Source organism: Candidatus Hydrogenedentota bacterium, assembly GCA_012730045.1.
In the GTDB taxonomy this organism is placed as follows: domain Bacteria; phylum Hydrogenedentota; class Hydrogenedentia; order Hydrogenedentales; family CAITNO01; genus JAAYBR01.
Genome location: JAAYBR010000029.1, coordinates 1 through 19,570 on the forward strand (window position 1 = coordinate 1; position 19,570 = coordinate 19,570).

The window sequence follows — 19,570 nt, forward strand, 5'->3', positions numbered from 1 at the left end:
GATGCTGGCGAAGGTCGGGAAGGCCCCCTTCGTCCTCGTGGCCGAGAGCCAGAACATCAAGACGGGCCTCGGCCTGCGCTACGGCACCTGGCTCCTCGAGCGCGGGTTCAGCCCCCGCTACGCCCACGTCGGCGTCTCCAAGCCCGGCCACGGCGGCCTCCACGAGCACATGTACCACCAGGGCCTCGACCCCGACAGCCTGCTCGCGAAGATTAAGTCCCTCGCCTGAGCGCGGACACCCCTGACAACGACACGCGGCGCGGTCCCTCTTCGGGGCCGCGCCGTTCTGTATGCCGCCGCGTTTGTTGGGGTTTTCCCGAATGCCAAGCTGGAGCTTGGCGCTCCCAGGGGGCTGCGACGGGAGGGATAACCCGAGACCGCCGCGCTCCAGCAACACCACGGCCTCGACGTGTCCCTTACCCCGAACGGACAGATACCCGCCGGCCGGCGCAACCTTCCCCTCCAGCGCACAGATACCCGCCGGTCAGCTCACCCTGGGATCGCCAGGCTCCAGCCTGGCATGGGCACTCTCCACGGCCAAGAAGAAACGCGTTGGCCCAAGAAGACGCCTGGAGAGGGAAGACAAGGCCGCCGGGACGGCGGCGCTACGGGCGTGTTGACCCGAGAAAGCGGCTGGAGAGGGAAGACAAGGCCGCCGGGACGGCGGCGCCACGGGCGCGTTGACCCGAGAAAGCGGCTGGCAAGCGAACAGGCCGCGTTGGCGTCAAGGTCAAACGGAGGACGTTTTACGAAGTGGAAAGCGCAACAAATGCGGACAGGCACAGACGGACTCAATCGCCCCGAATTCATCACAAGTCCCTGCCCGTCAACAAGCACGGGTTTTCGGGAACCACACCCCGCAATTTCACTGCCGGAATCTGAGGCGGACACGGGAGACTTCGGGATCGTCCGATGTCATTCCGCCAGATCGTCGTAGGCGTCGGCCTTTGCGTTCCATAGCGACAGGAAGGTGAAGACGCCGGCCACGGCCGCGCCGATGATGACGATGTAGGCATAGCGCCAGCCGAAGTGCTCGGCCAGCGCGCCCAGGCCGACGCCCGACACGACCACGCTCGCGTAGCTGAACAGGCTCGTGAAGCCGATTGACGTCCCGGCCAGCTTCTTGGTCGAGATGTTGGCGGCCGTGACGCCGGTCAGCGCCTGAGGGCCGTAGATGCAGAAGCCCGCCGCGAGCAGTGTCGCAAACAGGAGCCATGACGGCGCGGTGGCGGGAAGCATCCAAAAACAGAACATGAACAGCGCGGCTCCAGCCATGCAGAACACGCAGGTGCGCGGCGCGCGGCCCTTCATGAACCGGTCGGTGATCCAGCCCGCGCCCAGCATGCCGGCAACGCCGGCAATCTCAAAGGCCGCCACCATCCAGCCGGCGTGGTCGAGGGAGAGCCCTTTGGATTCTTTGAGCAGCGTGGGGCCCCAGTCCAAAACGGCGAACCGGACCACATAGATCGTGAAGTTGGCGCATCCGAGCATCCAGATCAGCGGATTGCAGAAGACCCGTTCGCGGAGGAACTGCCTGTTGACGGGTTCGTTTGCGCGGGCGCCCCTCACTTCCGTGGCGGCAATCTCCGGAAGGCCCACGGATGAGGGCGTGTCGCGCAGCGCCGCCGCAAGGGCCAGGAGTCCCGCCCCGGCAATCACCGCCGGCGCCCAGAAGCAGAAGCGCCACGCGCCCGGCCCGCCGTAAGCCATGATGTATCCGCACAGGATCGCGATCAGCCCCGCCCCGACGGAGTGCGACGTGTTCCAGATGGACATTTTGGTCGCGAGTTCGTTTGGGGGTATCCAGTGCGTGAGGAGGCGCGCGCAGGGCGGGAAACCGCTGCCCTGGAACAGGCCGTTCAGCACCCAAAGGACGCCGAGGATGACGATCAGGGCCGACATGAAGGCCGGGCCGGAGGGGGTCCCGGTGAAAACCTCGGCAAAGACCGGCCCGAATCCGAACGCGACGTTCACCAACAGACACAAGGCGAGCCCCACCATCATGTAGGTGCGGGAATTGCAGCGGTCGCCCCAGTAGCCGTTCAGAAACTTGGACAGCCCGTAGACCAATCCGTGCAACGTCAGAAACGCGCCAAGGCTCGTCTTGGTAATGCCCAATTCGGACTCGATGCCGGGCATCGCCAGGCTGAAATTCTTGCGCAGGAAGTAGAAGAGCGTGTAGCCAACCATCGTGGCGGCAATCGTGCGGTACTGCCAGTACTTGAACCGTTTGGCGCTCTCCGACGTCATCAAGTCTGGTTGCTCCTGCGGGCGCGTCCCTGTTCGCGTTGCACGCGCCTGGCGCCGCGCCTGTTCTTGCCAAAGGGACAGGACGATACGGACAAGATGATACTCTACAGCCGAAAGCCCCGGTTTTCAAAGCCAAGAGCCGCAGTGCTCTCGAAGCAGAGCCCCTCCATGAGAAAAACCGGCGCCGCGGCCCCCCTTCAACACCACGGCTTCGACGTGTCCCTAACCCCGGACGGACAGACAACCGTTGCGTCAGCGCACCCTGGGATCGCCGGGCTTCCCCCTGGCGCGGGCTTGGCCACTGCCCAGATACGGCGCGTTGACCCAAGAACACGCCTGGCGAGGGAAGACAAGGCCGCCGGGACGGCGGCGCTACGGGCGCGTTGACCCAAGACCACGCCTGGCGAGGGAAGACAAGGCCGCCGGGACGGCGGCGCTACGGGTGCGCTGACCCAAGACCACGCCTGGCGAGGGAAGACAAGGCCGCCGGGACGGCGGTGCTACGGGCGCGCTGACCCAAGAACACGCCGGGACGGCGGGGTTGCGGACGCCGGCCCTCCCCGTAGCGCAGGCGTCCCGCCTGCCTTGTTTTCTCCGCGGCTCCCCCTACCACACGCCGCCCATGGCGACCATGAGGGGGCTGCAGGGGATGCTTTCGGAGGGGTAGCGGATGAATTCGACGTGGCCGTCCATGTAGAGGGCGTTGGCGCCGCCGGGGAGGTGGTTGAACTGGCCGTTGCCGTCTTTGCGGAGGCCCTGGGTGGCGTCCCACATCACGGGGACTTCGGACTGGCCCTTGGCGGAGGCGCCGGCGTTGTTGATGTCGGTGATGAGGAAGCGCTCGACGCCCTCGCGGAGGCGGTAGATGGTCTGGCCGCCGCCGTTGCCGCGGAGGGCGTAGGCCTCCCAGGCGGGGGTGCCGTCGGCGAGGTAGGGGCTGACGGTGACCTGGATGCAGCGGCTCTGGCACCAGGTCTTCATGCGGGCGGGGTCGAGGGCGGCGAGGTCAATGTCCTCCTCCAGGATGCGTCGGCCCTCATTGCGCGTGACCTCGCTGCCGAGGCCGGCGTCCATGTTCAGTTTGCAGTCGGCGGCGAGGGTCATGGAGGCCCACACGTCGGGGTCCTCGGCCATCCACGCGGCGTAGACGTAGCTCTGCTCGTCGTTGAGGCACAGGGGGCTGAAGCTGCCCAGCGACGGGGCGACGCCGAGGGCCTGCCCGTCGGTGTACCATTTCCAGCCCTTCGGGCCGACGTGGTCCTCCGGGAAGAACCGGGGGCTGGAGGGGCAGAAGAAGAGGGTGATGTCCGTGAGGTATTCGGGGTAGACGGCGACGCCGTCGGGCAGGGCCCAGAGGTCGCGGCTGCTGCCGGGGGCGTCGGGGCTCTCGCCGAGGGCGAGGTGGCGGCCGTTGAGGGCGGACGGGGGGAACGCGCCGCGGTGCTCCGAGGCGTACATCTTGAAGATGACGCCGAACTGCTTGAGGTTGCTGGCGCAGCTTGCGCGGCGGGCGGCCTCGCGGGCGCGGGCGAGGGCGGGCAGGAGCATGGCGGCGAGGATGGCGATGATGGCGATGACGACCAGCAGCTCGATGAGGGTAAAGGCGTTTCTTCTCACGGGACACACTCCTTCCCCCGGTTAATCACGGGCCGGCCGGGAAAGTTCCCCGGGCGGGGCGGGCATAAAAGGGGCCGTCCCCGGACCGGGGTCCGGGGACGGGAAAAACACGGACCGCCGCGGGGCGGTCACTTGCTGAGGATTTTGCCGACGCGCGGGGCCTGGATGCGCTCCATGAGCGGCATCTGGCCGGCGAGCGGGCGGGCGTAGCGGAGGAAGTCTTCGGTCACATGGTTGCCCTCGGCGTTGATGAAGCGGTCGGGCATCTCGGTGGAGTGGCGCGCGACGGTCTCCAGCGGCGTCAGGAAGTAGGACACGGCGTAGTCGCCCTCGCGCTTGATGGCGACGGAGCCGTCCACGTTGTGCCAGATGGCGTACTGGGCGGCCTTCTCGCCGACCTCGCGGGCCTCGTACTGGTCCACCTCGGACACGCAGCCGAGGAAGGAGCGCTGGAGGTAGCCGAACGTGTCCGACCGGACGCGCTTGATGCCCGTGAGCTTCACGTGGGACGCGAGCAGGTCGCCCAGGGCGCCGGTGCCGGAGAGCTGGGCGTTGCCGTGCAGGTCCTTCTCGCCGCCCGTGAACGCCGTGATGATGGGCGTGCCGTTCTCGTCCACGATGCCCTCGGAGGCGGCGACGACGCAGCGGCCGTACTTCTCGTACACCGCCTTCACGTCCGCCAGGAACTTCTCCTTGACGAAGGTGCGCTCGGGCAGGTAGACGAGGTGCGGGCCGTCGTCCGGGTACTTCCGCGCCAGGGCGCTGGCGGCGGTGAGGAAGCCCGCGTGGCGGCCCATGACGATGGCGATGTACACGCCGGGGATGGCGCGGTTGTCGAGGTTGGCACCCGCGAAGGCCTGCGCCACGAACTTGGCGGCGGAGCCGAAGCCCGGGCAGTGGTCCGTGACCTTCAGGTCGTTGTCAATGGTCTTGGGGACGTGGATGACGCGCAGCTCGTAGCCCGCCTCGTGCGCCTGCTCGTTCACGATGCGGCAGGTGTCCGCGCTGTCGTTGCCGCCGCAGTAGAAGAAATAGCGGATGTTGTGGGCCTGGCAGGTCTGGAAAATCCGCTTGCAGTACTCCACGTCGGGCTTGTCGCGCGTGGAGAGCAGGCCGGCCGACGGGGTCGCCGCGACGGCCTCCAGGTTGTGGGTGGTGGCCTCGGTCAGGTCGAGAAAGTTCTCGTTGATGATGCCGTTCACCCCGTGGAGCGCGCCGTAGACATGCGTGACCTGCGGGAACTTGCGGGACTCGAGCACCGCGCCCACCACGCTCTGGTTGATGACCGCCGTCGGGCCGCCGCCCTGGGCGACCAGCACTTTTCCTTCGAGCTTGGCCATGGATAACTCCTCCTGGACTGTGTGGTTTGCCCCTCGGAGAGCCGGGAATTCGCCGGTGAAACACGGCGTCAAGGGGTGGCGCATTATCGCACGCCCGACCCGGGGCGCGCAACCGGGCCGCGCGGACGGGCGTTAAAAGGGGCGTCCCGGCGCTCCGCTGGGGAGCGCCGGGACGCGTTGTCTTCAGGGGGAGCCGGGGCTCAGTACATGCCGTCCATGCCGCCCATGCCGCCGCCGGGGCCGCCCGCGGGGGCCTTCTCCGGCTCGGGGATGTCGGCGATCAGCACTTCGGTCGTCAGCAGGAGGCCGGCGATGCTCGCGGCGTTCTGCAGGGCCGTGCGCGTGACCTTGGTCGGGTCAATGATGCCCGCCTTCATCAGGTCCTCGTACTCGCCGGTCTCGGCGTTGTAGCCCGTGTTGCCCTTCTTGGCGCGGACGTTCTGGACGACCGTGGCACCCTCGTCGCCGGCGTTCAGCGCGAGCTGGCGCAGGGGGGACTCGACGGCGCGCCGGACGATCTGGGCGCCGATCTTCTCGTCGCCCTCGGCCTCCAGCCCGTCAATCACGTCCTGGCAGCGCAGGAGCGCGGTGCCGCCGCCGGCCACGATGCCCTCCTCGACCGCCGCGCGGGTGGCGTGGAGCGCGTCCTCGACGCGGGCCTTCTTCTCCTTCATCTCGATCTCGGTGGCCGCGCCGACGTTGATGACCGCGACGCCGCCGGCCAGCTTCGCGAGGCGCTCCTGGAGCTTCTCGCGGTCGTAGTCGGACGTGGTGTCCTCGATCTGCCTGCGGATCAGGTTGATGCGGCCCATGATGTCGGCGCTGGAGCCGGCGCCCTCGACGATGGTCGTCGTGTCCTTGTCAATGACGACGCGCTTGGCGCAGCCGAGGTCGGAGATGGTGACGCTCTCGAGCGAGCGGCCCAGGTCCTCGGTGATGCACAGGCCGCCGGTCAGGATCGCGATGTCCTCCAGCATGGCCTTGCGGCGGTCGCCGAAGCCCGGCGCCTTCACCGCGGCCGCCTGGAAGGTGCCGCGGATCTTGTTGACCACCAGGGTCGCCAGGGCCTCGCCCTCGATGTCCTCGGCGATCAGCAGCAGGGGCTTGCCCGACTTCGCGATCTGCTCCAGCAGCGGCAGCAGGTCCTTCAGGTTGGAGATCTTCTTCTCGTTGATGAGGATGTAGCAGTTCTCCAGCACGCACTCCATGGTCTCGGGGTCCGTCACGAAGTACGGGGACAGGTAGCCCTTGTCGAACTGCATGCCCTCGACCACCTCGAGCGTCGTCTCGATGCCCTTGGCCTCCTCGACCGTGATCGTGCCGTCGTTGCCGACCTTTTCCATGGCCTCGGCGATGATGTCGCCGATCTCCATGTCGCTGTTGGCCGAGATGCTCGCCACGTTGCGGATCACGTCCTTGTCGTTGCGGACCTGCTTGCTCATGGAGGCCAGCTTCTCGACCACCGCCAGCACGGCCTTGTCAATGCCGCGCTTGAGCGCCATGGGGTTCGCGCCCGCCGTCACGTTGCGCAGCCCCTCGCGGAAGATGGACTCCGCGAGCACCGTCGCCGTCGTCGTGCCGTCGCCCGCGACGTCCGAGGTCTTGGACGCGACCTCCTTCACCATCTGGGCGCCCATGTTCTCGTACTTGTCCTCGAGCTCGATCTCCTTGGCCACGCTCACGCCGTCCTTCGTGACGGTCGGGGCGCCCCACTTCTTGTCGAGCACCACGTTGCGGCCCTTCGGGCCCAGCGTCGCCTTCACGGCCGCGCTCAGCTTCACGACGCCCTCGAGCACCTTGCGCCGCGCGCCCTCTCCGAATTCCAGTTGCTTAGGCATGTCTCAGTCTCCTTGTTCTGTTCTGCGGTTTTGGGGCGCCGGCTACTCGAGCACCGCGAGAACGTCGTCCTCGCGCATGATGACGTGCTCGTCGCCGTCAATCTTCACCTCGGTCCCGGAATACTTGCCCATGAGGATCCGGTCGCCCGGCTTCACCTCGAGGGCCACCCGCTTCCCGTGCTCGTCAAGACGGCCGGGGCCGACCGCGATCACCTTGCCCTCCTGGGGCTTCTCTTTGGCCGTGTCGGGGATGATGATGCCGCCGCGCACGGTCTCGCTGGGCTCTTCGCGCTTCACCAGGATACGGTCTGCCAGGGGACGAACTTTCATTGTGCTTGCTCCTTGTGGTTGGTTGGTTCGCACATACACTGTTGGCCCGTTCAGGCGGCTGCCATTTTGGCAAACCGCCCGGACCACCGCCTGCCATCGTTAGCACTCGGCGGTCGTGAGTGATAATAGCACGCCCCCAGCCGCCGTGTCAAGCCCCCATTCCCCGCTATTTCATGGGTGTTTTCCCAAAGGACACGATGTGGGGCGGCGCGGCTAGACAGAAAACAAGCATGGAGGAGGATTATGCCATTTTGGCAGCAACAGGAAGAGGGTGGCATCCCGGAGGGATGCAGGACATTAGCCGGTGGCTGAGCGCGGCGATGCCACCGGACGTCGCCCCCCCCTCTCTCTTGGAGAACCCCGGCAGGGGTTCAGGACACGTCCGATTCCTCCTGGCTTCGGGGTCCCGCACCCCTGCCGGGGTGCCAGGAATGGGGAGAAGCGTCCAATCCCGGTGGTGTCGCTGCGCTCAACCACCGGCTAATGGCCCCCACCCCTCCGGGGTGAAGAGGGACAGGACGCCACGTTCCACCGCATGTCCTCTTCTTCATGGACCGAGCCCCCGCCTCTGGCGGTCTGCCAATGAAGGAGGCCGATGGGGACGGCCACAACGCGGCATCTTGCCGCGTTCTTCGGGTCAACCAAAGGCCCAAAGAACGCGGCAAGATGCCGCGTCTACGTCTTCCGCCCTCTTCGCCGTCGGTCAGCGGACCTCGTTGCGGAGGCGGGCGGCGAGGCGGGTGTTGCGGCGGGTCTGGCTGGTGTTGCGTACGGCGCGGGCGACGGCGCGGCGGGAGCCGACGATGACGACCAGGCGGCGGCCGCGGGTGACGGCGGTGTAGAGGACATTGCGCTGGAGGAGCATGAAGTGCTGGTTGTGGAGGGAGAGGACGACGGCGGGGTATTCGCTGCCCTGGGCCTTGTGGACCGTGGCGCAGTAGGCCGGGGCGAGGTTGTCCGCCTCGTCCACCGGGTAGAGGACGGCGCGGCCGTCGTCGAAGGAGACCTGGAACTCCCCGGCCTCCAGGTCCACCGCCGTGACCACGCCCGTGTCGCCGTTGTAGACGTCGAGGGTGTAGTTGTTGCGGAGCTGCATGACCTTGTCGCCGAGGCCGTAGGCGCGGCCGGGGAGGGGCGCGCCGTTGGGGTTGAGCGCGGTCTGCATGGCGGCGTTCACGGCCTCCACCCCGGCGTCGCCGCGCCGCAGCGGGGCGAGCACCTGGATGTCGCGCAGGGGGTCCAGCCCGAAGCGGGCGGGCAGCCGCCGGGCGGCCACCTCCACGAGGGTCTCCACGGCCTTCGCCGGGTCGTCGCGCTCGATGAGCACGAAGTCCCGGTCGTTGAACACGGGCATCTCGCCGCGGTTGATGCGGTGGGCGTTGGCGATGATGCCGCTCTCCTCGGCCTGGCGGAAGACGGTGTCGAGGCGGACCACGGGGACGAGGCCCGACGCGATGATGTCGAGGAGGACGCTGCCCGCGCCGACGGAGGGGAGCTGGTCCACGTCGCCGACGAGCAGCAGCCGCGCGAAGGAGGGCAGGGCCTCCAGCACGCTCGACAGGAGCTGGATGTCCACCATGGACACCTCGTCCACGACGAGGAGGTCCGTGGCGAGGGGGGCGTGCTCGCCCTTGGCGAAGCGGCCCGTGGCGGGGTTGAACTCCAGCAGGCGGTGGAGCGTGCGGGCGTCGCGGCCCGTGGCGGCCTCCATGCGCTTGGCGGCGCGGCCCGTGGGCGCGGCGAGGACGAACGACACCCCCTTCCTTTCGAGGATGGCCAGCAGGCTTTTCAGCACCGTGGTCTTGCCCGTGCCGGGGCCGCCGGTGATGACCAGCACCTTGCCGCGCGCGCCCTGGCGGACGGCCTCGCGCTGGCGCTCCGACAGGGTGATTTTCCCCTCGCGCTCCACCCAGCGCAGGGCGTTCTCCACGTTAATCTCCACGGGGTCGTGGGGCGTGCGCAGGAGCCGCTTGAGCCCCTCGGCCGCGCGGCGCTCCGCCGCGTGCAGCAGGGGCGAGAACACCGCGTCGTCCTCCAGCACCACGCCGCCCGAAGCGGCCAGCGCCGTCACCGCCGCGTCCACCGGGCCCGGCGGCGCGGCCAGCAGCTCCGCCGCGCGCGACAGCAGCTCGCCGCGCGGCAGGAAGACATGGCCGTCGCCCGACGCGGCGGACAGGGTGTGCAGCACGCCGGCGCGCAGGCGCTCGGGGGCGTCGGCGGCGATGCCGAGCCGCCGCGCGATGGTGTCGGCGCCCTGGAACCCGACGCCGGAGATGTCCGCGGCGAGGCGGTAGGGGTTCTCGCGCATGACCGCCGCCGCGCCGTCGCCGTAGTGTTTGTGGATGCGCACGGCGAGGGCGGGGGAGATGCCGTGTCCCTGGAGGAAGACCATGATGCTCTGGAGGGCCTTCTTCTCGCCGAGGGATTTGTGGACCTGGGCCGCGCGCTTCGCGCCGATGCCCGGCACGCCGCGCAGGCGCTCCGGCTGCTCCGCGATCACGCGCAGGGTCTCGCGGCCGAAGGCGGCCACCAGCCGCTTCGCCATCTCCTTCCCCACGCCCGCGATCATGCCCGAGCCCAGGAAGCGCTCGATGCCCTCCGCCGTCGAGGGGAGCACGGTCTCATAGGCCGTCACGCGCAGCTCGCGCCCGAACTTGCGGTCCACCTCCCACCGCCCCGTCAGCCGCACCGTCTCCCCCGGCGACACGGCCATCAGGTTGCCCACGAAGGTCTCCAGCTCCCGCGTGTCGTCGCGGCGGAGCCGCCCCACGAAGAAGCCGTTCTCGGGGTTCTCGTAGACGATGCGCTCGACGACGCCCTCGACGGTGTCCGTCGTTTCCAGATCCGTCTGGCCGGGGGCGTCCGGCGGGCCGCCGCCGCCGGGCTTGCGGCCGTTGGGGAAGAGGTCGTCGCGCGTCCAGGGCGGAGTCATAGGGGCTCGCTGCCGAAGCGCCGGACGTGAATGATGTCCGTCACCGCGCGCGGGCTCTGCGTGGCGACATAGAGCGCCGTGTGCGCGATGTCCTCCGGCGTCATCCAGCCCGTCTTGTCGCGGTGCGGCATGTTGTCCCGCGCCATCTTCGTGTCCACCCCGCCCGGACAGATGGCGTGGATGGCGATGTTGTCCGCCTTCAGCTCCAGCGCGAGGGCCTTCGTCAGGCCGTTCACCCCGTGCTTCGCCGCCGTGTACGCCGACTGGAGGTGGAGCCCCTTGATCCCCGTCACGCTCGAGATGTTGATGATGCGGCCCGCGCGCCGCGCCCGCATGTGCGGGAGAAAGGCCTGGATCGCCGTGAAGACCGACGTCAGGTTCACGTCCAGCGTCCGTTGCCACTCCTCCGGCGTCAGCTCCAGGAAGGGCCGGAACACCGCCCACCCCGCGTTGTTCACCAGGATGTCCACGGCGGGGAACGCCTCCAGCGCCGCCGCCGCCATCCGCCGGACGTCCTCCGGCTCCGCCACGTCGCACCGGCGCCACTCCGCCCGCCGCCCCAGCGCGCGGACCAGCCCGGCCGTCTCCTCCAGCTCCGGCGCCGTCCGCGCCGCCAGGAACACGTCGCAGCCCTCGCGGGCAAACGCCAGCGCGATGGCCCGGCCGATGCCCCGCCCCGCCCCGGTGATGACGGCGGTCTTGCCCTCCAGCAGCATGATGTCTCCTTCCTCGAAAACCCGGCGCGCCGCCCGCGCGGCCGCGCGCAGACACTATAAGCGCGCGGCGCTGCACAAAACCAATTCGTCCCATGGATTGCTATCGCCTGCCTTCCGGCCGCCACAAGGCAGAGCCCCGTAATGGATAGTTACTTTTGATACCATTGTCGAAAATAGAAGGAACCTTTCCTACCTTGTGGTGACAGCCTTCCTCCACAGGCTGAGGCCAAAGATTAGTCTAGATCGTTTCGATTACCCCGAGTTGCTTTCAAGCGCATCCTGTTCACTTCTAATAAATACTTCGTCAACACCGTGACGGTCGTTTGCATGGATGAGTCGCATTAATACCTTCTCGCGGAGAAACTGTACTTTTCGTAAACTTAACCCTGCATATCGAATGGCACGATAACGGATATATGCGCGAGTCCGAAATGGGCATGTGCTGTACATATCAACCCGCATAAAGAATCCTTTGTAATCTATGATTAGCCTTGTTGTGTATAGCATCGGAATCATCGCCACCGTCAGAATCGTTGGCAATGCAAGAGGTCGGATTATTGAAATCGAAAACACATCAGCCATTTCTGCAGATAATGCGCGGATGGAAGCTAACAGGACGGCCAAGACAACGGATGCCTGAATGAGAGAAACTAGCACGGGAATCACACGAGGTTCAGGGTATCTTTCGGCTACTACCAACAAAGTTCCGAGAAGACCCAAAATGAATACAAGCATTACCTCTGCAATGAGCGGAAAGGTATGTATGTTTAAGATGTATTCAATTACGACCGCAGCCCTTACTCCGTCTTTGAGGAAGCGCCATATCACTAAGGTTGGGTCCTTTTCCAATATGATTCGCGATGGCATAACTGCAGAATATGTAACGATCCACAACAAGGTGTCTTTCAAGAGATCTGTTCTCCAGAAACCTACCTTGTATATAATCCATACTATTGCGGCTTGGTACAGAAGCGCCATCCCAAATAGTGTTAGTATCTTTTTATGAATGATTGCTCGAAGCACTCCGTTTGACGCTTTTCGAGTGCTTGGATAACATAACACAAAGAGAAGGATGAGAGCAGCCCAAATCAGCACCGCCATCTCTCGAGTATTAAATGCCATTCTTGCTTTTCCTCGTATTACCGACGGCCAGATGCTGCCTTGTGCTGGCACTTGCCCTCCAGCAGCATGATGTCTCCTTCCTCGATGACCGGCGCGCCGCCCCACGCGGCCGCGCGCAGACACTATAAGCGCGCGGCGCGGGCCGCCGCCACTTCAGGCGGTTTCCCCGTTGCGGCACAGAGAAGGGGCCGGCGGGAATGGACGGGGTTTCCCGCCGCATCCCGCGCGCCCATGTCCCCCCCCCTCTTCCCGGCGCCGCGCCCTCCCCGCCTCCGTGGGGAATCTGCTAGGATGGACGCCGGAACGGAAAGGATTGCGCCATGCTCTCACTTGTGTGCTGTCTGCTGACGCTGGCCGCCGCGCCGGACGCGGGGGTGCGCTTTCAGGCGCACCGGGGCGGACTGGCGGAGTATCCGGAGAACACGCTCGCGGCGTACCGCGCGTCGTGGGCGCTCGGCGCGCTGCCGGAGGTGGACATCCGCACCACGCGGGACGGGGACATCGTCTGCCTGCATGACGCGACGCTGGCGCGCACGACGAACGCGCCGGCGGGCATCCGCGACACGGATGTCCGGGACCTCCCGACGGCGGAGGTGCGGCGGTGGGACGCGGGCGCGAAGTTCTCCCCGAAGCACGCGGGGGAGAAGGTGCCCCTGCTGGCGGAGGTGCTGGACGAGATGCGGGCGGACCCGGCCCGGCGGGTCTATCTGGACTTCAAGGCGGTGGACCTGGACATTCTGTCCGGCATCCTGCGGGATTCCGGCGCCGCGGAGCGGATCATCTTCTGCCACAACGCCCACGACAACTGCCGGACCGTGAAGGGGAAGGTGCCCGGCATCCGCACGATGCTGTGGATCGGCGGGAAACCCGGCGAGATCCGGAAAACATACGCGGCCGCCGCCGCGACGGGCTTCGCGCAGCTTGACCAGGTGCAGCTCCACCTCCATGCCCCGGGCGGGCCGGGCGCGGAACCCTTTGAGCTGCCCCTCGACTTCCTCCGGACGTGCCTCGCCGAGACCGGCGCGGCGGGTGTGGACCTGGAGGTGCTCCCCTTCGCCGCGGACGCCCCGCTGGACATGCTGCTCGACCTCGGCATCCGCTGGTACGCCACGGACCGTCCCGGCCGCTTCGCCGAAGCCGTCAGGGTCTGGGCGGAAAAACGGGGCGCGCGCACCGCGCCGGAATGACCGCCCGCCTCAGTCCGTCCCCACCCCCCGGACAGGACATTGCACGCCTTCCCTGGCGGCACGGGGTCCGCCGGCGGCGGGAGCCGCGCCCCTCCCCCCACGGTCCCCCACCACACCCCCCTCCGCCGGGGGACTGCTGCGGCGCGCGGCTGACTTTTTTCGCGCCCTGTGCTATGCTTTGGGCGCCGGGCGGGGATCCTTTCACCCCCCGTCCGCAAGGAGGGAGCGCAGATGATTCTGACCAACATTGACCGGGTGCCGGGGATGCGGATCGCGGAGCACCACGGGCTGGTGGGGGGGAGCACGGTGCGCGCGAAGAACATCGGCCGGGACTTCATGGCGGGGCTGAAGAACATTGTGGGCGGCGAGCTGAAGGGCTACACCGAACTGCTCCAGGAGGCGCGCAGGCAGGCGCTGGACCGCATGGCGGCCCAGGCCCAGGCGATGGGGGCGAACGCCGTCATCAATATCCGCTTCTCCACCTCCGCTGTGGCCCAGGGTGCCGCGGAGCTGTACGCCTACGGCACCGCCGTCCGCGTGGAGCCGGACTACCATGGTTGAGCTGTTCCAGATCGGGCTCTTTCTGGGCCTGCTGCTGCTGGGGCTGCTCGCGGGCCAGTGGAACGAGCGCCGCCACTACGCGAGCATCCGCCGGCGCGAGGCGGCGCTGGCCGCGCTGCCTGTCATGCCCAGCGCCGAGTGGGACATGGCGCGCGGCGTGGAGGCGGCCTGGCTGGTGTCGGCGTCCGTCGTGGTGTCCGTGGACTACTTCAAGCGCTTCGCCATGGGCATCCGCAACCTCTTCGGCGGCAATGTGCGCTCCTACGAGAGCCTGCTCGACCGCGCCCGCCGCGAGGCGGTCCTGCGGGTCAAGGAGCTCTGCGCGGGCCGGGCGGACATCATTGTGAACCTGCGCCTGGACACCAGCAGCATCTCCGGCGCCAAGGCGAAAAGGGACGCCAACTCCATCGGCGCGGTGGAGCTGATCGCCTCCGGCACGGCGGTGCGCTACCTCCGCGAGCCGCCCCCCCTCCCATGAAGTTCGTCCTGAAGGACATGGGGGAGGCCGCCGAGGCCAGCGCGCAGACCCGGGGGGTGCTGGCGGACACGCTCAAGCTCTTCGGCGTGCTCGCCGCCCTCGTGGTCGTTGTGTTCGCCGCGGTCTCGTGGGGGACCGACCGGATCGTCCTGCGCATCTCCCCCGAGACGGAGGCGCGGATCTTCGGCGCCGTCGGCGCGGAGTTCCTCGCGGAGGGGAGCGTGGGCGCCGGGGAGCGGTGGCGGGGGCTGCTGGAACGCCTCGCGGCGCATCCGGAGGTGCCCCGCCTGCCCTACCGCCTCGGCGTGACGGACGATCCGCCGAAGCCCAACGCCTTCGCCCTGCCCAGCGGGCGCATCCTCCTGACGATGGCGCTGCTGGAGAAGCTGGGGGACGACGAGGCCGCCGTGGCCTTTGTCCTCGCGCACGAGCTGGGGCACTACCGCCAGCGCGACCACCTGCGCGGGCTGGGGCGCGCCGCCGGCATGGCCGTGTGCCTCATGGCGCTCGGCGGCTCCGGCGACGTCCTCCCCGTGGCCCGGGTCCTCACGGAGGCCATGCACCGCACCTACTCCCGCGCGCAGGAGGAGGGCGCGGACCGTTTCGCCGCCCGCCTCGTCTACGAGACCTACGGCTCCGCCGAGGGCGCCGAAAAACTGTTCCAGCTCCTCCGCGAAATGGAGGACCTCCCCGCCTGGGCCTACATGCTCTCCACCCACCCCGACCACGAAAGCCGCATCCGGGTCCTCCGCGAGACCGTCGAGGCCCTGCGGACCGCCGGGGCGCAGAAGGGCGGCTGACACGTCCGCCATTTACGGGGCCGGCGGGGCCACCCGCGCGCGCAGCAGGGGCGTGACGCGCACCGGGCCGAGCAGCCCCGACGGCGGCAGCGGCGCAAACCCGCGCAGGGCGCCGGCCTCGGGCGTCGAGGCGGTCAGGCCGTCGCCGAAGACGGGCCGAAGCGCCTCGGGCACGCCGGGAAAGGCGTCCAGGCCCGAAACGCGGTTGATAAGCGTGTTGGTCACGTCCACCTCCAGCGTGTTCTCGCCCGGCCGCGCGGCGCCGTCGAGGGCGAAGACTTGGCCGTTCATCCACTGGACGCCCACGGGCGCGCCGTTCCACCGCACCTCGGCCACATTGCCCACGGCCCCCAAAGACAGCCGCAGGCGCACGCCGTCGGCGAAGTATTCCGCCGGAAGCGTGAAGGTGACGGCGTACCGCGCGCGCCCGCTGAAATGCCGCCGCGCCGGGTCGTCGGTCCAGGACCGCAGCCCCGGCCAGGGCGCAGCCGCCGCGTCGCCGTCGAACTGGACGGTCCACCCGCCGCCGATCTCCACCGGCGCGGGCAGGCCCGCCACCGCAAACACGCCGTCCGCTGCGCGCGCGCCGTCGTGGAAGCGGTACGCGTGCGGGCCGTTGTGGTCGGCGAGCGCGGTGAAGCCCGCCGCGTCCGCGTCGAGGATTTCCGCGAAGCCGCTCTCCTCCACGTGCGGCGCCTCCGCCGGGGGCGCGTCCGCGCCCTCGAACACGACGCAGCGCGACGCGAAGGGGGCCAGCCGGAGGCGCATGCGGGTATAGGCCCCGTCGCGCGCGTATTCGGAGACGGGCCGCCGCGCGCCCGTGTGCGGGTCCCAGTCCCACGGCACGCCCCGCGCCGTGCGGAACCCCACCCCCTCGTCCACCGCCGCCTCCTGCAGGTTGGTCACGAAGTAGAGGTCGCGGCCCTCCGCCTCGCGGCGGAGGCAGGCCAGCCCCGTGTTCGCGCGGCGGCCGGCGCGGGCGGGGTTTAGGTCCATCTCCGGGTCGGCGCAGGACCGCAGCGCCTTCAGGAAGGGGTCGAGCGCGGCGCTGCGCCGGTCCAGCGGGTCGTCCCGCCGCATCACCGTCTTCAGGAAGAAGGTCGCCCCCGCGCCGACCTCTTGGCGCCCCGTGTCGTCGCGGCCCGACGGCGCGCGGAAGAGCTCCGCGCAGATCCGCCGCACCTCGGCGCTGTTCGCCGCCTGGTCCCGCAGGCCCGTGGCCGCGCCGGGCACGCGCTCCAGCGCGAGGACCCGGCCGCCGCCGCGCGCGAAGGCCTCGACGGTGCGCAGGGTCTCCAGCGGGATCGCCGTGATGTCGGGGAGGATCAGCGCGCGGTAGCGCATCTCGCCGAGGCGCAGCCGGTCCCCCTCGGCGGACGCGCGGTGCTGGAGCACGTCGTCGTTCACCAGGTCGAAGGCGTGGCCGTTCGCGGCGAGCAGTTCGCCCAGGGTGCCGAAGTCGAACTCGCGGGTCCACTTCCGCGCGTTGAGCGCGCTGAGGGCCCACTGGTTCGCCAGGGGCGAGTACACGGCGACCTCGGCGGTGAAGCGGCCCTCGCGCAGGAGGCGGCAGCAGCGGGCGGTGTAGTCCGCGAGAGGGCGGTAATGCGGCCACCAGAGGTTCTCCGGGCTGATGCGGATGGCGGCGAAGAAGCCGCGCGTGGGGACGATGCCCTCCCGCTCCGGCGACGCGATGAACCCGTGGTTGTACAGCTTGTTCGCCCCGGACCAGAGGAAGGCGTCCGTGGCGGCCTTCAGCTCCGCCAGGGTCTCGCGGTAGGGCTCCCAGTGCAGGTAGGTGAAGGCCTCCGTCGTGACAATGTTCCGGCCGTAGAGGTGCGCGCCCGACGCCACATAGGCGCGCGGGCCGACGCGCGTGTCGAACCACGGCACGGCGTCCTTCTCCCCGGCGGTGATCTCCATCTCCGGCAGGTGCGCCGCGCCCGCGCCCGCAATGTTGTCCGTCACGAAGCCGTAGGGCTGGATGCGCCCGCGCACGCCGTGCCGCTCGCACCAGCCAAGGAAGGTCTGGAAGAACGCCTCCATGCCCTGCTCGTGGAGGAGCGCGTTCACATCGTGCCGCACCCCGGGGGAAACCCCCTCCACCTCGTACCACAACGCGGGCAGCAGGGGGGCCAGGTCGTAGCCCCGCGTGGCGCGGAATTTTTCAAACAGCCCGCCCGTCCAGTAGAGGCCGTTGCGGTAGATGGGCACCTCGAAGCTGTCACTGAAGAAGGACTCGATGGTCTTCCCGAAATGGCCGCCGACCGCCGCCTCGTACTGCGCGCCCAGGGTCTCGCAGTAGCGCTCCATCGCGCCGGGGCTCAGGTGGTCCACCGCGTCCGCGTTGTCCCGCCGCGTGAGCCAGAAGGCCATGACCCGCCAGCGGCCCTCCGGCACCTCCCACGCCAGCGAGCGGCCCGCCGCGCGGTCCGACAGGTCCGTGAGCGAGTCCGCCGCCAGGTGGCCGTCCACCAGCCGCCCCGCCGCCACCTTCACCAGCCGGTCCTTCGGGCCGATGGCCGCGACCGAGCGCGGCAGGTCGTTCGGGTTCGGAACGGCCGCCTCCGGCAGGGGGCCCGGAAACGCCGCCGGACCGTCCACCTCCGTCATGCTCGCCAGCAGCACCTGGCTCCGGTCCTCCTCCGGCACCCACTTCCCGCCCCAGATCCAGCCCGGCCCGCCGAAGTTCACCGAGAACTCCATGCCGCGCTTCGCCGCCTCCTCCACCGCGAACCGGAGCAGGGCGAAATACTCCGGCGACAGGTACTCATGGTTGCCCTTCGTGTAGACGGGCTCCATGGTGATCTGCTCCACCCCCCCGATCCCCTGGGCCCGCATCTGGTCCAGCTGCCAGACAATGTCCTCCTCCCGCAGCGCGTTCCCCATCCACCACCACCGCGTGTGCGGCCGGCAGTCCATCGGCGGGTCCGCGAACTCCGCGGCGAGCGTGTCGGCCCGCGCGGGTTGCGGGACGACCGGCAGGGAAAGGCACACTGCGGCCAGAAGGGGACAAAGGCGCTTCATGCGGGGCTCCTTGCCGTTCAGGCAATCGTCCGGCAGGGTCAGACGAGCTGTTTCTTCCCCGCGTCAAAGGTGACCCGCCTGCCCTGGCGGTAGGCGGCGTCGGCGAGGATGACGGCGACGCCCTGGCGGTAGCCCCAGTCCATGCCGGCGTTGGGCGCGCCGCCGTTGCGGATGCAGCCGAGCCAGTTTTCGATGTGGGCCTGTCCGGGGTAGGGCGGGTCGGTGTCGAGGAGCTTCGTGGGCGGGATGCTGTCGTCCACGCCCTCGCTGGAGTAGACGGGGTTGCCGAGGTCGTGGCCGAAGCCCGCGCGGAGGAGGCCCTTCTCGAACATGAAGGTGGTGCTCTCGCTGTGGAGGGCGCTGCCGAAGTGGCTGTTGAACTGCGTGAAGAACCCGTCGTACTCGAGCACCGCCACGGTCTGGTCGGGGGCGTCGCAGAGCGGGTCGGCGGAGGAGGCATAGCGCGCGCCGAAGGCCGTGGCCGCCTTCGGCAGGCCGCAGCCCGTGACGAAGTGGACAGTGTTGATGAAGTGGCTCATCCACCCACCGATGGTGCCGCTGGTGAAGTCGAGGTAGCCCATCCATTTCGCGTGCTGGTGGGCGTTGAAGGGGCGGTCGGACCGGTTGTGCAGGAAGGCCTTCCAGTCCGTCTCCGCCTCGGTCTCGGGGCCCGTGTAGCCGTTCCAGTAGGGGACCGTGAGGGACTCGGTGGACTCGATGCGGAAGAGGCGGCCAAGTTTGCCCTCCCGGATGAAGTCGCGGATGGCGGCCGCGCCCGCGCCGCTCACGCCCTGCGTGCCGTGCTGCACGACGCACTTGGACCCCTTCACGGCCTCCACCAGCGCCAGCAGCTCGGGGAGGTCCGCCGGGGTCGGCGCGATGGGCTTCTCGACGTAGACATGCTTCCCGGCGGCGACGGCGGCCATCGTGTGCGAGCAGTGGTGGTGGTCCGGCGTGGCGATGATGACCGCGTCCACATCGGCGCGGTCCAGCAGCGCGCGGGCGTCCGCGGAGACCTCCGGCTTCAGGCCGTAGAGCTTCTCGGCCTCCGCCGGGTAGGTGTCGCGGCGGTGCTTCCAGATGTCGCACACCGCCACCAGCGCCGTGTTCGCGTTCGCCGGGTGGACCATGTTCTGCATCACCCACCGGCCCCGGCCCCCGCAGCCGATCAGGCCGAGGCTGACCCGGTCGTTCGCGCCGACGACCCGCGCCGCGCTCGCCGCGTCCATCCGCGCGAAGGTCCAGCCCGCCGCGCCCGCGGCCAGGGCGCCCCGCATGAACTGCCGCCGGCTCGTGCCGGCCTGTCCGGTCTGCGTTGTCTTCATGGTCCGGTCTCCTGGTGGGGGCGCCGTCCGCGCCCGGCGTCCATGAT

Annotated in this window: 15 protein-coding genes and 1 pseudogene; 5 read left to right on the plus strand and 11 right to left on the minus strand. The window is 68.7% G+C overall.

All coding sequences use genetic code 11. The features are described from left to right. A partial coding sequence (locus GXY15_02585; GenBank protein ID NLV40101.1) for a transketolase occupies positions 1-229 on the plus strand: 229 nt, incomplete at its 5' end. Between the two features lie 686 nt (positions 230-915). Here the strand turns inward: GXY15_02585 and GXY15_02590 are convergent. The 9 genes and pseudogenes from GXY15_02590 to GXY15_02630 all read right to left on the minus strand — a co-directional run bounded on the left by GXY15_02590 (position 916) and on the right by GXY15_02630 (position 12,145). Further along, positions 916-2,250 carry an MFS transporter gene (locus tag GXY15_02590; protein NLV40102.1) on the minus strand — a complete coding sequence of 445 codons (1,335 nt, stop codon included), beginning with the start codon at positions 2,248-2,250 and terminating at the stop codon, positions 916-918. 606 nt (positions 2,251-2,856) lie between these two features. Continuing rightward, entirely contained in the window at positions 2,857-3,708 is an 852-nt protein-coding gene (locus tag GXY15_02595) for a hypothetical protein (protein ID NLV40103.1), read from the minus strand. Positions 3,709-3,717: 9 nt separating this feature from the next. Beyond that, positions 3,718-3,876, minus strand: a pseudogene (locus GXY15_02600) (prepilin-type N-terminal cleavage/methylation domain-containing protein). Between the two features lie 119 nt (positions 3,877-3,995). Further along, the gene (locus GXY15_02605; protein ID NLV40104.1) at positions 3,996-5,207 is read right to left on the minus strand and encodes a 6-phosphofructokinase; all 1,212 of its coding nucleotides are present in this window, start codon (positions 5,205-5,207) and stop codon (positions 3,996-3,998) included. A gap of 200 nt (positions 5,208-5,407) precedes the next feature. Continuing rightward, positions 5,408-7,045, minus strand: a complete 1,638-nt coding sequence (gene groL, locus GXY15_02610; protein NLV40105.1) for a chaperonin GroEL — start codon at positions 7,043-7,045, stop codon at positions 5,408-5,410. 42 nt (positions 7,046-7,087) lie between these two features. Continuing rightward, entirely contained in the window at positions 7,088-7,375 is a 288-nt protein-coding gene (locus GXY15_02615; protein ID NLV40106.1) for a co-chaperone GroES, read from the minus strand. Between the two features lie 703 nt (positions 7,376-8,078). Continuing rightward, on the minus strand, positions 8,079-10,307 hold the full coding sequence (locus GXY15_02620) for an ATP-dependent RecD-like DNA helicase (GenBank protein NLV40107.1): 2,229 nt from the start codon (positions 10,305-10,307) through the stop codon (positions 8,079-8,081). Continuing rightward, complete coding sequence (locus GXY15_02625) at positions 10,304-11,023, minus strand: SDR family oxidoreductase (protein NLV40108.1); 720 nt, start codon at positions 11,021-11,023, stop codon at positions 10,304-10,306. Before GXY15_02625 ends, GXY15_02620 begins: the two co-directional genes overlap by 4 nt. 252 nt (positions 11,024-11,275) lie before the next feature. Then, complete coding sequence (locus GXY15_02630; GenBank protein NLV40109.1) at positions 11,276-12,145, minus strand: hypothetical protein; 870 nt, start codon at positions 12,143-12,145, stop codon at positions 11,276-11,278. A 320-nt stretch (positions 12,146-12,465) separates the two neighbouring features. Here GXY15_02630 and GXY15_02635 point away from each other — a divergent pair, with 320 nt between their 5' ends. The 4 genes from GXY15_02635 (at position 12,466) to GXY15_02650 (ending at position 15,171) form a co-directional block, all read left to right on the plus strand. Further along, positions 12,466-13,332 (plus strand): glycerophosphodiester phosphodiesterase family protein, encoded by an 867-nt coding sequence (locus GXY15_02635; GenBank protein ID NLV40110.1) that lies wholly within the window; start codon positions 12,466-12,468, stop codon positions 13,330-13,332. Positions 13,333-13,563: 231 nt separating this feature from the next. After that, positions 13,564-13,893, plus strand: a complete 330-nt coding sequence (locus GXY15_02640; GenBank protein NLV40111.1) for a heavy metal-binding domain-containing protein — start codon at positions 13,564-13,566, stop codon at positions 13,891-13,893. Continuing rightward, complete coding sequence (locus GXY15_02645) at positions 13,886-14,371, plus strand: YbjQ family protein (protein ID NLV40112.1); 486 nt, start codon at positions 13,886-13,888, stop codon at positions 14,369-14,371. The genes GXY15_02640 and GXY15_02645 overlap by 8 nt, the downstream gene beginning before the upstream one ends. Further along, complete coding sequence (locus GXY15_02650) at positions 14,368-15,171, plus strand: M48 family metallopeptidase (protein ID NLV40113.1); 804 nt, start codon at positions 14,368-14,370, stop codon at positions 15,169-15,171. The genes GXY15_02645 and GXY15_02650 overlap by 4 nt, the downstream gene beginning before the upstream one ends. A gap of 12 nt (positions 15,172-15,183) precedes the next feature. On the opposite strand, the gene GXY15_02655 is transcribed toward GXY15_02650, so the two are convergent. Together GXY15_02655 and GXY15_02660 are read right to left on the minus strand one after the other, a co-directional pair. Further along, positions 15,184-18,198, minus strand: a complete 3,015-nt coding sequence (locus tag GXY15_02655; protein NLV40114.1) for a hypothetical protein — start codon at positions 18,196-18,198, stop codon at positions 15,184-15,186. Between the two features lie 38 nt (positions 18,199-18,236). Then, positions 18,237-19,523 carry a Gfo/Idh/MocA family oxidoreductase gene (locus tag GXY15_02660; GenBank protein ID NLV40115.1) on the minus strand — a complete coding sequence of 429 codons (1,287 nt, stop codon included), beginning with the start codon at positions 19,521-19,523 and terminating at the stop codon, positions 18,237-18,239. Between the last annotated feature and the right edge of the window lie 47 nt (positions 19,524-19,570).

Coding starts and splice junctions, on each gene's coding strand:
- GXY15_02590 (NLV40102.1), bottom strand. CDS start 2,250: ATGACGTCGGAGAGCGCCAAACGGTTCAAGTACTGGCAGTACCGCACG.
- GXY15_02595 (NLV40103.1), bottom strand. CDS start 3,708: ATGTACGCCTCGGAGCACCGCGGCGCGTTCCCCCCGTCCGCCCTCAAC.
- GXY15_02605 (NLV40104.1), bottom strand. CDS start 5,207: ATGGCCAAGCTCGAAGGAAAAGTGCTGGTCGCCCAGGGCGGCGGCCCG.
- groL (NLV40105.1), bottom strand. CDS start 7,045: ATGCCTAAGCAACTGGAATTCGGAGAGGGCGCGCGGCGCAAGGTGCTC.
- GXY15_02615 (NLV40106.1), bottom strand. CDS start 7,375: ATGAAAGTTCGTCCCCTGGCAGACCGTATCCTGGTGAAGCGCGAAGAG.
- GXY15_02620 (NLV40107.1), bottom strand. CDS start 10,307: ATGACTCCGCCCTGGACGCGCGACGACCTCTTCCCCAACGGCCGCAAG.
- GXY15_02625 (NLV40108.1), bottom strand. CDS start 11,023: ATGCTGCTGGAGGGCAAGACCGCCGTCATCACCGGGGCGGGGCGGGGC.
- GXY15_02630 (NLV40109.1), bottom strand. CDS start 12,145: ATGGCATTTAATACTCGAGAGATGGCGGTGCTGATTTGGGCTGCTCTC.
- GXY15_02635 (NLV40110.1), top strand. CDS start 12,466: ATGCTCTCACTTGTGTGCTGTCTGCTGACGCTGGCCGCCGCGCCGGAC.
- GXY15_02640 (NLV40111.1), top strand. CDS start 13,564: ATGATTCTGACCAACATTGACCGGGTGCCGGGGATGCGGATCGCGGAG.
- GXY15_02645 (NLV40112.1), top strand. CDS start 13,886: ATGGTTGAGCTGTTCCAGATCGGGCTCTTTCTGGGCCTGCTGCTGCTG.
- GXY15_02650 (NLV40113.1), top strand. CDS start 14,368: ATGAAGTTCGTCCTGAAGGACATGGGGGAGGCCGCCGAGGCCAGCGCG.
- GXY15_02655 (NLV40114.1), bottom strand. CDS start 18,198: ATGAAGCGCCTTTGTCCCCTTCTGGCCGCAGTGTGCCTTTCCCTGCCG.
- GXY15_02660 (NLV40115.1), bottom strand. CDS start 19,523: ATGAAGACAACGCAGACCGGACAGGCCGGCACGAGCCGGCGGCAGTTC.